The sequence below is a fragment of the Methylobacterium sp. WL19 genome, assembly GCF_008040005.1.
Taxonomy (GTDB): Bacteria; Pseudomonadota; Alphaproteobacteria; order Rhizobiales; family Beijerinckiaceae; genus Methylobacterium; species Methylobacterium bullatum.
Genome location: NZ_VRVC01000067.1, coordinates 1 through 14,910, shown reverse-complemented (window position 1 = coordinate 14,910; position 14,910 = coordinate 1). Strand labels below are relative to the sequence as shown.

Genomic DNA, 14,910 nt, shown 5'->3' with positions numbered 1-14,910 from the left:
CATGGCCCGCTTCTTCATCGATCGCCCGATCTTCGCATGGGTCGTTGCGCTTTTCATCTGCCTCGGCGGGATCTTGTCGATTCCGAGCCTGCCGGTGGCGCAGTATCCCGTCATCGCTCCGCCCTCGATCGCCCTCTCCACCTCCTATCCCGGAGCGTCGGTCGAGAACCTCTATACCGGCACCACCCGCCTCATCGAGGATGAGCTCAACGGCGCGGCCAACATCCTCAGTTTCGAATCCGCGAGCGATGCGTTCGGTGTCATCGAAATCACGGCGCAGTTTCAGCCGGGCACGGATTCAAGTCTCGCGGGCGTCGAGGTTCAGAACCGCCTCAAGCGCGTCGAGGCGCGCCTGCCGGCCGAGGTACGCCAGCAGGGCACGCTGGTTGAGGAAGCCTCAGCCGCGACACTGAACATCATCACCCTGATCTCGCCCGACAAGTCGATGGACGAGATTGCGCTGGGCGACTTCCTCATCCGCAACGTCATCAACGAGATCCGCCGTATCCCCGGTGTGGGTCGCGCAACGCTCTACTCCACCGAGCGCAGTCTCCGCATCTGGATCGATTCCGACAAACTACGCGGCCTGTCCCTGAACGCGTCCGACGTCTCGAAGGCGATCACCAACCAGAACGTCCAGATCGCATCGGGCGCCGTCGGCGCCATGCCGAGCCCGGCCTCGAACACCGTTAACTTTCCCATCATAGTCAAGGGTCAGATGACGGCGCCTGAGGAGTTCGGCGCCATCGTCCTGCGAGCCAACCCGGACGGGTCGAATGTGCGCCTGCGCGACATCGCCCGGATCGAGCTCGGCGGTGAAGACTATAAGTTCACCACCCGCCTGAACGGCGGTGAAGCGGCGGGCATCTCGGTGACCCTGGCGCCGGACGGCAACGCCCTCGAGACCGCCTCCGCCATCCGCGCGAAGATGGAGGAGCTGTCGCAGTTCTTCCCGTCCAACGTGCAATGGGACATCCCCTACGACATCACGCCCGCCGTCGAGGCCTCGATCAAGAAGGTGCTGATGACGCTGGTAGAGGCCGTCATCCTCGTCTTCGTGGTGATGTTCCTGTTCCTCCAGAACATCCGTTACACCCTGATCCCGACCATCGTCGTTCCGATTGCCCTCATGGGGACCTGCACGGTGATGTTACTCGCCGGCTTTTCGGTGAACGTGCTGACGATGTTCGGCATGGTGCTGGCCATTGGCATCCTCGTCGACGACGCCATCGTGGTCGTCGAGAATGTCGAGCGCATCATGAACGAGGAAGGGCTGTCTCCGAAGGAGGCGACCCGAAAGGCGATGAGCCAGATCACCGGCGCCATCATCGGCATCACCCTGGTGCTGATCGCCGTCTTCATCCCGATGGCGTTCTTCCCCGGCTCGGTGGGCATCATCTACCGTCAGTTCTCCATTGCCATGGTGACGTCCATCGGCTTCTCGGCGCTTCTCGCCCTGACGCTGACGCCGGCTCTCTGCGCCACCCTGCTCAAGCCCATCGAGAAGGGCCACGGCCATTCCAAGGGCGGCGTGTTCGGCTGGTTCAACCGGATCGTCGACCGCGAGACCGCGCGGTACGGCCGCGGCGTGGCAGGGATGATCAAGCGCTCGGGCCGGGTGATGATAGTCTACCTCGCCCTCGTCATCGGACTCGCCTTCGCCTTCGTGCGGATGCCGGAAGGCTTCCTTCCGGTGGAGGACCAGGGCTTCTTCACGGTCGATATCCAGACTCCTCCCGGCTCGTCCTTCAACCGCACCCTCAACGCCGTGAAGGCGGTGGAGGAGCACCTGATGGCCCAGTCCGGCGTCGCCACGGTGACGGTGGTCAACGGCTTCTCGTTCTCCGGTCAGGGCCAGGTGACGAGCCAGGCCTTCGTGACGCTGAAGCCCTGGGGTGAGCGCGACGCGGCCAACTCGGCGGCTGCCTTGGTGGAGGGGACCAACAAGGCGCTCGGCACCTATAAGGACGCCGTGATCCAGGCGCTTGAGCCGCCGCCGATCGACAACCTCGGCAACGCTTCGGGCTTCAGTTTCCGCCTTCAGGATCGCGCCCAGAAGGGCTACTCGGCCCTGATGGCTGCACAGGAGCAACTGCTCTCCCTCGCGAAGAAAAGCCCGATCCTGCAGAAGGTTTATGTCGAGGGGCTACCTCCGGCACCGCAAGCGGAACTCGTCATCGATCGCGAGAAGGCGGCGGCCCTGGGCGTCGACTTCGAGGAGATCAACAACACGATCCAGGTCAATCTCGGTTCGGTCTATACCAACGACTTCCCGAACCGGGGCAAGATGCAGCGCGTCATCGTGCAAGCCGAAGACAGCCAGCGCCTCAAGGCGGCCGACCTGCTGAACTACGGGGTGAAGAACAGCCAGGGCGCGATGGTGCCGATGTCGTCCTTCGCCGATCTCAAATGGAGTGTCGGGCCGGCGCAGATCATCGGCTTCAACGGCTACCAGTCGGTGCGCATCACCGGCGAGCCGGCAGCAGGCTATACCTCCGGCGATGCGATCGCCGAGATGGAGCGTCTGATGCAGCAGTTGCCCAAGGGCTTCGGCTACATTTGGACTGGCCAGTCGCTGCAGGAGAAGCAGGCCGGCAGTCAGGCGACGCTGCTGCTGGCCCTGTCGATCCTGATCGTCTTCCTATGTCTCGCCGCCCTTTACGAGAGCTGGTCGATCCCGTTCTCGGTGCTGCTGGTGATCCCGCTCGGCGTCATCGGCTCGGTGGCGGCGGTTTACCTGAGGGGCATGCCCAACGACGTCTACTTCAAGATCGGGCTCATCACGATCATCGGCCTCTCGGCCAAGAACGCGATCCTGATCGTGGAGTTCGCCAAGGACCTGTGGCGGCCGGGCAAGTCCCTGGTCGATGCGACCATCGAAGCCTCCACGCTCCGCTTCCGGCCGATCGTGATGACCTCGCTGGCCTTCATCTTCGGTGTGGTGCCCCTGGCCATCGCTTCGGGCGCGGCTTCGAAGAGTCAGCAGGCCATCGGTACCGGCGTGCTCGGCGGCATGATTTCCGCCACGATCCTGGCAGTCCTCTTCGTGCCGGTCTTCTTCGTCTTCGTCATGCGCCTGTTCAGGACGAAGCCGGTCGAGCACGAGCCGAAAGCGGCCGAGACGGGTTCGATTCCGTCGAGCCATCACGCTCCGGCGGAGTAGGATCGGTTCTTCTCCGCATACCGGGAGAGGAGCCTCGACATGAAAAAGGCCTGGAGCCGGGGAGAACCCGGTTCCAGGCCTTTTTTCTTGAGATACTCACTTGGCGGCCGGGCTGACTGCCCGGTCGCCGCCTCCTAACGGAAGGCTCAGGCAGTCTCGAGCAGGCGGCGGGCGATGACCTGGGCCTGGATCTCCGCGGCACCCTCGAAGATCGAGAGGATGCGCGCATCGCAGAGCACACGGCTGACCGCGTATTCCAACGCGAAGCCGTTACCGCCATGGATCTGGAGGGCATTGTCCGCTGCCGCCCAGGCGACGCGGGCGCCGAGCAACTTGGCCATGCCGGCCTCGAGATCACAGCGCTTGCCCTCATCCTTCTCGCGGGCGGAGAAGTAGGTGAGCTGGCGCGCGATGTTGATCTCCACCGCCATCATGGCGATCTTGTCGGCGACGCGGGGGAAGTTGATCAGTGCCTTGCCGAACTGCACCCGATCCTCGGCGTAGCGCAGGCCGAGGTCGAGGGCGTTCTGAGCCACGCCGATGGCGCGGGCCGCCGTCTGGATGCGGGCGGATTCGAAGGTCTGCATGAGCTGGGTGAAGCCCTTGCCTTCGACTTCGCCGAGGAGGTTGGCCGCCGGCACTTCGAAATTGTCGAAGGCGAGCTCGTATTCCTTCATGCCGCGATAGCCGAGCACGTGGATCTCGCCGCCGGACAGGCCGGCCACCGGGAAGGGATCCGCATCGGTGCCGCGCGGCTTTTCAGCAACGAGGAGCGACAGACCCCGGTGACCCTTTTCCTCGGGCTTGGTGCGCACGAGGCAGGTCATGATGTCGGCGCGGACCGGATGCGTGATCCAGGTCTTGTTGCCCGAGATCTTCCAGACGTCGCCGTCCTTCACGGCCTTGGTCCGGAGGGACGCGAGGTCGGAGCCGGTATTCGGCTCGGTGAACACGGCGGTAGGGAGCGTGTCGCCCGAGGCGATGCCCGGAAGGAAGCGATGCTTCTGCTCCTCGGTGCCGCCACACAGGATCAGTTCGGCGGCAATCTCCGAGCGGGTGCCCAGCGACCCGACGCCGATATAGGCGCGAGAGAGTTCCTCCGAGACCACGCACATGGAGATCTTCGGCAAGCCCATGCCGCCGTATTCCTCCGGAATCGTGAGGCCGAAGACGCCGAGCTCGGCCATCTTGGTGACGATCTCCATGGGGATGTAGGCGTTCTGGCTGTGCCACTCATGGGCGTGCGGCACGACTTCGGCGAGACCGAAGCGGCGCATCTCCGAACGGATCGCCTCCATGTCCTCGTCGAGACCGGATTTGCCGATGGTGGCAGAGCCGCCGTTATCGCGGATGCGTGCCACGAGTGCGGCACGGTTCTCAGGCGTGTTGCCCTCGGCGATCATGCTCTCGACGGCATCCGTCCGGAACTTCATGACCTCGCGGGCGGACAGCCCCAGCGAGCCGGTCGGACGCACGATCTCGCCCTGGCTCATGGGAATGCCGGAGAACATCTGGTCGAGATATTCTCCGATACCGATCTTCACGAGGAGCGCCTCCGTCTCCCCGAACTCACCGGTTTCGGTCAGGCGCGCCGCATAGGCGCCGAGTTCACGCACGCCCTCGGCATAGGTGGCGAGCCAGGCGAGGCCGTGGGCCGCATGCTGCTCGGCCTCGAGCTTCTCAGGCGAGATCTTGCCCTCGGCGGAGAGGACCTTCGCGCGAACTCGGCGGGTCGCCTCGGCGACGAGGGCCTTGGCGGCTTCGCCGGCGCCCTGGGCCAGTGTCAGGAGATCCTGCGGTTCGGTGGAGATGGCCGGGGAAGCGGACATGGTTCGAATCTCTCAAATCAGAATGAGGGTTGGCGCTCATTATAGGCAGGTTTGCCAAGTCTGTAGAGGCGTCTCGCCGCAGCGCGGCACTATCCCACCTGAATTCATTATTTCTTGTCGTGAAAAGCCTCGTTCTGCTCGGCAAAGCCAGGAGATCTGAATTTTATTGAGAGACGAATCAAAGAAAAACTCATCTTCGGCTGGCGACCGCGACCCCAATCGTGGCCACCGCCATGCCGGCCATCTGAATCGGGGCCAGTGTCTCGCCGAACAGGAGATAGGCCATCGCCGCCGAGACCGGGGGGACCAGGAAGAGCAGGGAGGCGACGCCGGCCACCTCGCCGCGCCGGATCAGGGCGAGAAGAAGCAGGATACCCGCCACCGAATTCACCAGGATCGACCACGCCAGTCCGCCCCAGAGCGGCAGGGACGCGTCGAAACGGCCGGTGCCGAACAGAAGCGCCGCCGGCACGGCAAGGAACGCGGCCCCGACGAACTGGATCGCCGCATTCGGCAGCAATTCGGCCTGCCCCGCATGGCTTTTCTGCCACAAAGTGCCGATGGTCATCGCCACCATGGCCCCGAGGCAGGCAACGAGAGGCAACGCCGGGATGCCGGACGCGTCCGCCGCACCGATCTTCGGGGCGAGCACGAGAAGCGCACCGGCAAAGCCCGTGGCGATCCCGGCCCAGCGACGCGGGCTGACGACCTCGCCGAGGAACGGTCGCGCCATCGCTGCCGTCAGAAGGGGCTGGAGACTGCCGACCAGGGCAGCGATGCCCGATGGCAGACCACGCTCCACCGACCAGAATACGCCGATGACGTAGATGCCCTGCATCAGCACGCCGGCCACCAGGGCATCGCGCCATCCCGCGCGGCTGCGAGGCCACCTCGCGCCGAGGCCGAAGGTGATGACGCCCAGAACGATGGCGACGCCGACGAGCCGGACGGCGACGAAGGTGAAGGCCTCCGCATGGGGCGCCACGAAACGTGCGGCGACGAAGCCCGACGCCCAGATCAGGACGAAGACCGACGAGACCACGGGAGCGGGCAAGGTGCGGGTTGGGGAAGCCGGCGTATCGACTGACATGACGGTGGCGCAGGCAACACACCGAACCGCTGAACACAAGCCGCACCGGTAACGGGCGGTACTGCATCGACCTGACGACCGACCCGGACGTTGCGCCGTCGCCCGGCCTCGCGTTTAGACAGTCTGTATCGTCGAGCCCCACAGATCACGAGAAGCGCCCCACCTGCCGTGAGCCGTCTCCGCAACAGCGCCAACATCGCCAGCCTCGCCGCCCAGCGCTTCGTCTCACATGACGGCTGGGCGATCGCGAGCCATATCGCTCTCTCGATCCTGACCTCGCTGTTTCCCTTCCTGATTCTGCTCGCGGCTTTGGCCGGCCTCCTTGGCACCAAGTCGCTCGCCGACGAAGCCGGCATCCTCATTTTCGATGCGTGGCCTCGCGAGGTGGCCAAACCCATTGCCGGGGAGGTTCACCGGGTGCTCACCGAGCAGCGCGGCGGCGTGCTCACCATCGGTGCTCTCCTTGCCCTCTACTTCTCGTCCTCGGGTGTCGAAAGCCTGAGGGTGGGGCTCAACCGTGCCTATGGCCTGCGCGAGACCAGGCCATGGTGGCTCACCCGCCTCGAATCGATCGGCTATGTCGTCTGCGGCGCCTTCGCCATGCTCGCCTTCGCTTTGCTGGTTGTCCTGGGGCCGCTGATCTGGCGCAGGGTCATCGACGTGGCGCCGGGGCTCGAGCCGTTGAGCCTCACTGTCGCCCTCGGCCGCATCGGCATCACCGCCTTTCTTCTCGCGGCGGTTCTCGTCATCGCCCACAAATTCGTGGCGGCCGGCCGCCGTCCGATCCTCTCGGTGCTGCCCGGCGTCGTGGTGACGCTGGTGCTTTGGTTCCTGGCCGGCCTCGGGTTCGGCTTCTACCTCGACCGATTCTCCACCGCTTACGCCTCCACCTATGGCGGATTGGCGACCGCGATGGTCTTTCTGGTTTTTCTCTACTGGCTCGCCGCGATGTTCCTGTTCGGTGGCGAAATCAATGGCACCGTCATTGCAGCACGACGCCAGCGGCTCCAGGCCCGGATGCTGGCGAGACAGGCCGAGGCGCGCCGGCACTGAAGCAGGGTGCCGCCGCCGGCATGCCGACATCCACCTGTGACCTTCGCGGCCTATGCCGAACGGTCTCGCGCGGGCATGAGGGCGGCAGGGCTGGCGCGATGGTCGGTCGGAGGTTCAAGGGTAATGCGCATCAGGTTCGGCTGCGAGATGGGCTACGACTTCGCCTATCCTACTCCGATGATCGTCCGGTTGACGGCGCATCCGAGCCGGTTCGCGCGCTCGACCGAGCCGGACCGTCTGGCCATCGGCCCCGAGACGCCGCACGAAGTGTTCATCGACGATTTCGGCAACCGGTGCTGCCGCCTCGTGGCACCGGCGGGGGCGGTGACCCTGTCGGTGGAGGGCTGTCTCGATGATGACGGCGATCTCGATCCGGTCGTGCCGCACGCGATCCAGCATCCCATCGAGGATCTGCCTCTGGAGGCCCTGCCCTTCCTGGTGGCGAGCCGCTACTGCGAGTCCGATCTGCTCTCGAACGAAGCGTGGCGCCTGTTCGGCGATGTCCCGCCCGGATGGGCCCGCGCTCAGGCGGTCTGCGATTGGGTCCACGGCCATATCAGCTTCGGCTACGGCTATTCGAACGTAGACCGCACCGCTGCAGATGCCCTCGCCGTGGGGCGCGGGGTCTGTCGCGACTACGCTCACCTGTTCGTAGCGTTCTGCCGTGGCCTCAACATGCCGACGCGTTATTGCACCGGCTATCTCAGTTTCATCGGCGAACCAGAGCCGCATGCGCCCGGGGATTTCGCCGCCTGGACCGAAGTCTATCTCGGCGGCGCGTGGCATGTCTTCGACCCGCGCAACAACGCTCCTCGTCGGGGCCGCATCCTCGTCGCCCGGGGGCGCGATGCGGCGGATGTTCCATTGACCCATACGTTTGGATCGAACGTGCTGACGAAGTTCCGGGTCTGGGCTGAGGAAGAGGTGGAGATCGAGACCTCCGTCGGATAGTTCCCGGAGTGGCCCCCTCCCCGACGTCGGGGGAGGGGCGTTCATCTTAGGCCGCGAGTGCGAGGGCGGGCTCGGAGGCGTCCGCACCAGCCATGAACTGCGCCCGGGCGAGGTCGGCGAAGCGGCCGTTCTCCGCGACGAGTTCCTCGAAGGTTCCCGATTCGACGATCCGGCCCTCGTGGAAGACGAGGATGCGGTCGGCGTTGCGGATCGTCGCCAGACGGTGGGCGATGACGAAGGTGGTCCGGCCTTCCATCACGGCCTCGAGGGCACCCTGCAACTTGCGCTCTGTGGTCGCATCGAGAGCCGACGTCGCCTCGTCGAGGATCAGCACCGGCGGGTTCTTGAGCAACGCGCGGGCAATGGAGAGGCGCTGACGTTCGCCGCCGGAGAGCGAGCGGCCGCGCTCGCCGATGATCGTGTCGAGACCGTCGAACTGGCGATCCATGAACTCCGTCGCCTGGGCGCGGTCGAGGGCGTCGAGCATCTCCGCATCGGTGGCATCGGGACGGCCGACTTGGAGATTCTCGCGGATCGAGCGGGCGAACAGCATCGGCTCCTGGAACACCACGCCGATGTTGTGGCGCAGGGAGGCGAGGCCGATATCGCGGATGTCGGTACCGTCGATACGGATCGCGCCGGTATCCGGGTCGAACGCACGGTGCAGCAGACCCAGTGTGGTCGACTTACCCGAGCCGGTCGTTCCGACGAGGGCGATGGTTTGCCCGGCCTGCGCCGTGAAGGAGACACTCTCCACGGCCTTGCGGCGCGGGGTGTAGGAGAAGCCGACCTGATCGAAGGAGACCTCGCCCTCGAAACGGGCCACCTGCATGGCGCCGGGACGATCGTGGACGGCCGGGGTCGTGTCCAAGATCTCGAAATACTCGGCGATCTTGGGCATCTGCTGGAACAGGCCGTTGATGCAGGTGGCGACCTGATCGAGACGGGCGACGAGCATGGTGGCAAGGCTCATGAAGGCCACCACTTCGCCGATCGAGGCCATGCCGTGCTGATGCAGGGCGATACCCGTGATGAAGATGGCCGTCATGGTCAGGGTGGCGGCGGCGCGGGTCGCGACGTTGGCGAGCGCCCACCACGACAGGACCGGGATCTGGGCCGCGAGCAGGTTGCGAATGATGCCGTGCATGGCCTCCTTCTCCGCCTTGGCGCGGGTGAAGGACTGGATGACGGCCACGTTGCCGAGGGCGTCGGAGGCATGGGCGGCAAGGCCCGACTGGTAGGCCTCGACCCGGCCCTGCAGCATCTCGGTGCGGCGCATGACGAAGGTGGTGAGCACGGTGAACATCGTCACCAGTACGACCAGGATCGAGCCGAGCTGCCAGTTCACGAACAGGGTCATCGGCAGGAGGACGGCCAGGGACACGACGGCGACGAAATGATCGCGGAAGAAGCCGAGCCAGAGCCAGAACATGCCGTTCGATCCTTCCAGCATCGCCTTCAGAACGCGGCCGGAATGGTTCGAGGAATGGAAGGCCAGGGGCAGTTCCAGCACATGCTCGAAGTAATTCGCCATCGAGGCGAGACGATTGCGATGGGCCAGTCGGTCCGCATGCAGTGCGATGGTGACGCCGGCCGCGATGGTGAACAGGCCGAAGGCGACCCATGCGCCGATGAGCGGCGCCAGTGTCGAGAAGGCGTTACCGTCGCTCTTCAGATGCGTCAGCTGATCGATGATGCGCCCCATGAGCAGCGGCTCGGCGAAAGCCGCGACCGCGAGGGCCACATTGGCGACAGCGAGTAGGGCTGCCAAGCGCCGATCGGCGCCCAGTAGGCCCATGACGCGCGCATAGAGACGAACCAACGGCATGACGACGTGTGCTCCGATGCCAATCACGGCGCGGTCCCTTTTGCCGGAACCTTCGCCCTCAACCCTTCGCCTTCGACCCGGCCCCCATTCATCGGAGATCGCAAGCCATTCGGCGTGCTCGGCTTATCGCAAGGCCACCCTGAACGGCGAATGACAGGAATGCGCCGGGCGGACCGTTATCCTTTACGGTTCGTTCAGCGCGTCCGCCTAACTCTGGCCAAGTCGCTTTCCGCTCGGATGCTGTTCCGCGGTGCTGGGTAAGCCGACCAGGGTTCACCATGGATCTCGCAACCGGTATCGGGCTTCTCGGCGGCTTCGGTGTCGTCTTCACCCTGATCATGATCGATGGCGGCAACTTCGCCGCCTTTTTCGACAAGCACGCGGTCATCGTCATCTTCGGCGGTTCCACCGCGGCCACGATGATCCGTTTTCCGTTCGCCACGATGATGCATGGCCTGCCGATGGGCATGCGCTACGCCTTCACCATGCGGGCGATCAGACCGCGCGAACTCATCGAGGAGATCACCAAGATCGCCGATGTCGTGCGGAAATCCGGCCCGATGGCGCTGGAGAATATGGAGATCTCCGATCCCTTCCTGGCTCAGGGCGCCCGCTACATCGCCGACGGCTACGACCGCGAGTTCATCCGCGACACGATGGAGCGCGACCGCGACAACTTCCTCATGCATCTCGACGAGGGCTCGAAGATCTACCGCGCTTTCGGGGACTGCGCCCCCGCCTGGGGCATGATCGGCACCATTCTCGGCATGGTGACGATGTTCGCCAACATGTCGGACCCCTCCAAGCTCGGCCCCGCCATGGCGACCGCGCTGCTCGCGACTCTCTACGGCGCGCTGATTTCCAACATGATCGCGCTCCCGCTCGCCGACAAGCTGCACGTGAAGCTGGAGGAGGAGGACGTCTCACGCTCCCTCATCATCGACGGCATCCTGCTCATCCGCGACTCGAAGAGCTCGTCCCTCGTGCGCGAGATGCTGGTCGCTTATCTGCCGCACAACCACCGCGACGACCTCGCGGCGGAAGCAGCCTAGCGGGAAGAGGGGTAATCGGCCGTGGCCAGGAAGAAGCGCGGAGGCCATGGCGGTCACGGATGGTTCGTGACCTTCGCCGATCTCATGGCGCTGCTCATGAGCTTCTTCGTGATGATCGCAGCCTATTCCACCCAGGACCAGAAGAAGATGCAGGCCGTGGCCGGCTCCATGCGCGATGCGTTTGGCGTCAACAAGGAATCGCGCTTTTCCGGCATCATCGAGGTGAACGGCCTGCCAACGCCGGGGAATATCAAGAACCGCAGCGATATCGCGCCGGAACAAGCCACCGATCGGCCAAAGCCGCCGGATAACGACTCGAATGCCCCGGAAGGGATTCAGGACAGCGGCTATCCGGAAGCGTTCGGCCTTGCCGCCGCCAGTCTGCGTCAGGCGATGCAGGACATGCCCGAGATCTCGGAACTCTCGAAGAACATCATCGTCAATCCGACGCAGAAGGGCGTCGATCTCTCGCTTGTGGATCAGGACGGCAGCACGATGTTCCCACACGGGTCGAGCCGCCCGAACGATCGGACCCGGCGCCTTCTTGAGAAACTCGCCCCCGTCATTCGAAAGCTGCCCAACCGTATCACCGTCACGGGCTATACCGCCACGGACCGGCCCGGAACGCGCCCCCCTGCCCCGCCCTGGGAGCTCTCGGCCGGTCGCGCCATCAGCGTGCGGGAAATCCTCGCCAGCGCCGGCGTGCCCGACGATCGCTTCGCTTCGGTCTCCGGCAAGGCGGATACCGAGCCGCTCTTTCCGGACAACCCGTACCTGTCCTCGAACCGGCGCGTGACGGTGACGCTCATGGGCGAGCAGGCACCGACGCCGCGCTCGATGAAGCTGCCCTGAGAAGAGCGCGGGATCACTCGGCGACCAGCAGCGCCCAATAGACCTTGTATTTCGAATTGGGTGCATAGGCCGTGGCGATGCCCATGCGTGTCGCCCGAGGGGCCAGCATGACGGCGTTATGGGCGGGGCTGTCGCGCCATCCCGAGAAGGCCTCCGCCAAGGTGTGGTAGCCGGCGGAAAGATTGGCCTGCGCGCCCGCATAGCCGAGCCGCTGCACCGCGACCTTAACAGTCTGGGCTTGGCTCGGCTTGTCGGCGGCCGCCATCGCCGCCGCCTCGGCTTCAGCCAGACGCTGCAGGTCCGGGTCGATCCGTAGTGGGGCACCGCCGCTTCGCGCACGATAGGCCGAGATCATGTCACGCGCGGTCGCCGTATCGACCGATGCGCCGGAGGTGGTCATCGGCCAGTACAGGCTCGGGAGCGCACCGGTGGTCGGTGCTTCCTTGGCGCAGCCGGATAGCGCCAGACCGCCCAGAAGCGCGAGGCCGAAAACCCGGAATCCCATCGTCATCGTTCTGGCCCCGCCTTCATCGTCGATCGTGTCGGTCTACGACACCTCCGCAGGGCTCCTACGCCGGTTCGGTTCACGGGGCGTTGCCGAGCGCATCGGCTCGGCTTCCTCGTTCGCGGAAGGGCTGACCTGCCGGTCATCGACCTCTTCCGCCTGAGCCGGCCGATCCTGGCTCCGGTTTTGCGCGAACACGCCGGCGATCTGCCCGAGCGCGGTCTGGACCGGCTCCAGACCCTGGACGGTGACGACGCTCGATCCGGGGCCGAGAGCCGGGATGAACCCTGCGCCGGACAAGGCTTGAAACACGGAAAAGTTCAGGTCGCTCGTGACCTTCAGGCCCATGCTGACATCGACGATCATCGCGATCAGTTCGAATTCGAGGAAGGGATCGCCGATCTTGCGGAACACCACTCGCGGCGCCGGCTCCTTCAGCACGTCCGGATGGGCAGAGGCGCAGGCCACCAGCATCTCGGCGGCACGGACCGGATCCTGGTTGCGCAGGACGTTGACGGTGATGGTGACGCGGCCGGTGCGGTCGCCACGAACCCGGTTCTTCACGATACCCGAGATGAGGTTCGAGTTCGGCACGATCACCGCCGAACGATCAAAGGTCTGGATCTCGGTGGAGCGCACCGAGATGCGCTTCACGATGCCCTCGCTGTCGCCGATGAGCACCTGATCGCCGACGCGAATCGGTCGCTCCCACAGCAGCAGCAGGCCCGAGACGAAGTTGTTGACGATGGATTGAAGGCCGAAACCGATACCGACCGAGAGCGCACCGGCGACGATGGTCAGCTTTTCGAGGCTCAAGCCCAGATAGGAGAAGGCCAGCGCCAGGGCGATCAGGAATCCGCAATAGCCGGTGATGGTGGAGATGGAGTTGCGCAAACCGGCGTCGAGGTCGGTGGCCGGCAGGTAGGTCTGTTCCAGCCAGCGCTGGACCGCGCGCGTGATGACGACGCCGATGACAAGCAGCCCCACCGCATACGCGATGGTGGAGAGCGAGATCGTCACGTCTCCAACTTTGAAGCCGAAGAAGGCGCTGCGCACGGAGGTAAAGACGTCGGTGGAATCGAGACCCCAAGGCGCGAGTGCCAACAGGGCGGCCACCAGGATCAGAACGACCCGGGCGAGCCCGGTCGACAGAACGGCGATCTGGTTGATCGAGCGCTTACGCAGACCGGTATTGGCCTGAAGCGCTGTGGCGAAGCGGGTCTCGTCCTTGAGCGTACCGCCGATGAATGTGTCGGCGCTGGAGATCAGGAGGTAGAGTAACGCGATCAGGCACGCCGTCCAGACCAACTGGTCGATGAGGAAGGCGGCGAAGGCGACATAGCCGACGAGGGGCGCGATGCCGATGACGATGACGGCTGCCCATCCGAGGAGACGCGCCGGTCCGCCGATCGTGGTGGTGGATTCCGGCGCGACGTAGGGACCGAAACACGCCTCCTCCTTGTCCGCCGTGTCGGCGAAGCGATGCAGGCCGATGGCGAGGATCAGGATGGTGGCGAGGGCGCCGATGCCACGGGTGGCGATGGAGATCGACAGGGCGGCGTAGATGCCGGAATTGAGCGCCTCGATGGACTTCACCACGGTGATCACCGTGGCGATGCCGACGGCGAGCCGCGTCAGCCGCGACGCGGTCGAATCGCTGAGCGGTGCCGGGCGCCAGGACGGCTTTTCCGGCGACAGCAGCGCATCGCACAGGGCTTCGACGAAGGCGATGAAGGCGAGGCCGCCGAGGATGGCGCCGGCCACCGGCATGAGTCGCTGCGGCAGCAGGTCCGTGGAATCGAGAGCGTAATAGACGGCGTAGCTTCCCACCACCGCCGGCACGGTGCCGAGGAGGAAGACGCGCCAGGCCGCCATCAGCTTCATGCGCTGAGTCGGATCGACCACGCTCTGGCTGCGCCGCCCGAGGCGCGGGGCGATGTTCCGGCGTCCGAAATACAGCGCCACGGAGATGCCCAGAGCTACCCCGAGCAGGAGGAGATTCCAGATCGATCCGTTGCGGCCGAACAGGCCGGCGATGTCGGTGACGGCGGCTTGCAGAGCCCGTATGTCGCGCGGGACATCGTCGGCGATACGCATCCAAAGGTCGGGATTCACCAGTGCCGACGAGCGCTCGAACAGGCCGCGGGTGAAAGCCGCCCTCCGCTTGTTGGTGATCTGGTCAATGATCTGGTCGCTCTGCACGAGGAGGGATTTCGCCAGCCGTTGTGTCTCGTCGATCTCAGCGACCGCATGTTCGCGCTCGACCCGCTCCTTGGCGACGTCCTCGCCCTCCTCGCCTTCCTTCGGCTTCGGCCCGAGCTGCGTCAGGCGCTCGCGGGCGGCTTCGAGGCGCGGGGTGGTGGCATCGATGATTTGACGGATTCGGTCTGCGATGGCGTCGAGGCCGTCGCGTGCTTTCAGCAGGTTGGCGGGATCGACGTTGCGGCCTGCGAGAAGCTTCTCGCGCTCGTCGAGATTGGCCTTGGCTTCGTCGAGTCGGTCGCGGACATTCTTGATCGCCTCCGACACCGCCTGTTTCGGTGCTGGCGGCTTCGCGGCCGGAGCGGGGGCTGTAACAGCGGGTGGG

At 65.1% G+C, this 14,910-nt stretch carries 10 protein-coding genes; 5 read left to right on the top strand and 5 right to left on the bottom strand.

Going from position 1 to position 14,910, the window contains the following annotated elements:
* Position 1: 1 nt before the first annotated feature.
* Positions 2-3,163: a multidrug efflux RND transporter permease subunit gene (locus FV220_RS14415; protein ID WP_147832156.1), complete on the top strand. Its 3,162-nt coding sequence runs from the start codon at positions 2-4 to the stop codon at positions 3,161-3,163.
* Positions 3,164-3,309: 146 nt separating this feature from the next.
* On the opposite strand, the gene FV220_RS14410 is transcribed toward FV220_RS14415, so the two are convergent.
* Both FV220_RS14410 and FV220_RS14405 read right to left on the bottom strand, forming a co-directional pair.
* Complete coding sequence (locus tag FV220_RS14410) at positions 3,310-4,992, bottom strand: acyl-CoA dehydrogenase family protein (protein WP_018043054.1); 1,683 nt, start codon at positions 4,990-4,992, stop codon at positions 3,310-3,312.
* Between the two features lie 190 nt (positions 4,993-5,182).
* Positions 5,183-6,082, bottom strand: a complete 900-nt coding sequence (locus FV220_RS14405; RefSeq protein WP_147832154.1) for a DMT family transporter — start codon at positions 6,080-6,082, stop codon at positions 5,183-5,185.
* Positions 6,083-6,250: 168 nt separating this feature from the next.
* On the opposite strand from FV220_RS14405, the gene FV220_RS14400 reads away from it, so the two are divergent.
* Both FV220_RS14400 and FV220_RS14395 read left to right on the top strand, forming a co-directional pair.
* Positions 6,251-7,135 carry a YihY/virulence factor BrkB family protein gene (locus FV220_RS14400; protein ID WP_056141417.1) on the top strand — a complete coding sequence of 295 codons (885 nt, stop codon included), beginning with the start codon at positions 6,251-6,253 and terminating at the stop codon, positions 7,133-7,135.
* A 123-nt stretch (positions 7,136-7,258) separates the two neighbouring features.
* Complete coding sequence (locus tag FV220_RS14395; RefSeq protein WP_147832152.1) at positions 7,259-8,086, top strand: transglutaminase family protein; 828 nt, start codon at positions 7,259-7,261, stop codon at positions 8,084-8,086.
* Between the two features lie 46 nt (positions 8,087-8,132).
* On the opposite strand, the gene FV220_RS14390 is transcribed toward FV220_RS14395, so the two are convergent.
* Entirely contained in the window at positions 8,133-9,914 is a 1,782-nt protein-coding gene (locus FV220_RS14390; RefSeq protein ID WP_056157553.1) for a glucan ABC transporter ATP-binding protein/ permease, read from the bottom strand.
* A 278-nt stretch (positions 9,915-10,192) separates the two neighbouring features.
* On the opposite strand from FV220_RS14390, the gene FV220_RS14385 reads away from it, so the two are divergent.
* Both FV220_RS14385 and FV220_RS14380 read left to right on the top strand, forming a co-directional pair.
* Positions 10,193-10,966, top strand: coding sequence for a MotA/TolQ/ExbB proton channel family protein (locus FV220_RS14385; protein ID WP_018043049.1), 774 nt, complete (start codon positions 10,193-10,195; stop codon positions 10,964-10,966).
* 21 nt (positions 10,967-10,987) lie between these two features.
* A complete protein-coding gene (locus FV220_RS14380; protein ID WP_056141408.1) occupies positions 10,988-11,818 on the top strand; it encodes a flagellar motor protein MotB in 831 nt (276 codons plus the stop codon).
* Positions 11,819-11,831: 13 nt separating this feature from the next.
* Here the strand turns inward: FV220_RS14380 and FV220_RS14375 are convergent, their stop codons facing one another.
* Both FV220_RS14375 and FV220_RS14370 read right to left on the bottom strand, forming a co-directional pair.
* Positions 11,832-12,323, bottom strand: a complete 492-nt coding sequence (locus tag FV220_RS14375) for a CAP domain-containing protein (RefSeq protein WP_026175803.1) — start codon at positions 12,321-12,323, stop codon at positions 11,832-11,834.
* Positions 12,324-12,365: 42 nt separating this feature from the next.
* The coding region (locus FV220_RS14370; protein WP_246689468.1) for a DUF3772 domain-containing protein at positions 12,366-14,910 on the bottom strand (2,545 nt) is incomplete at its 5' end.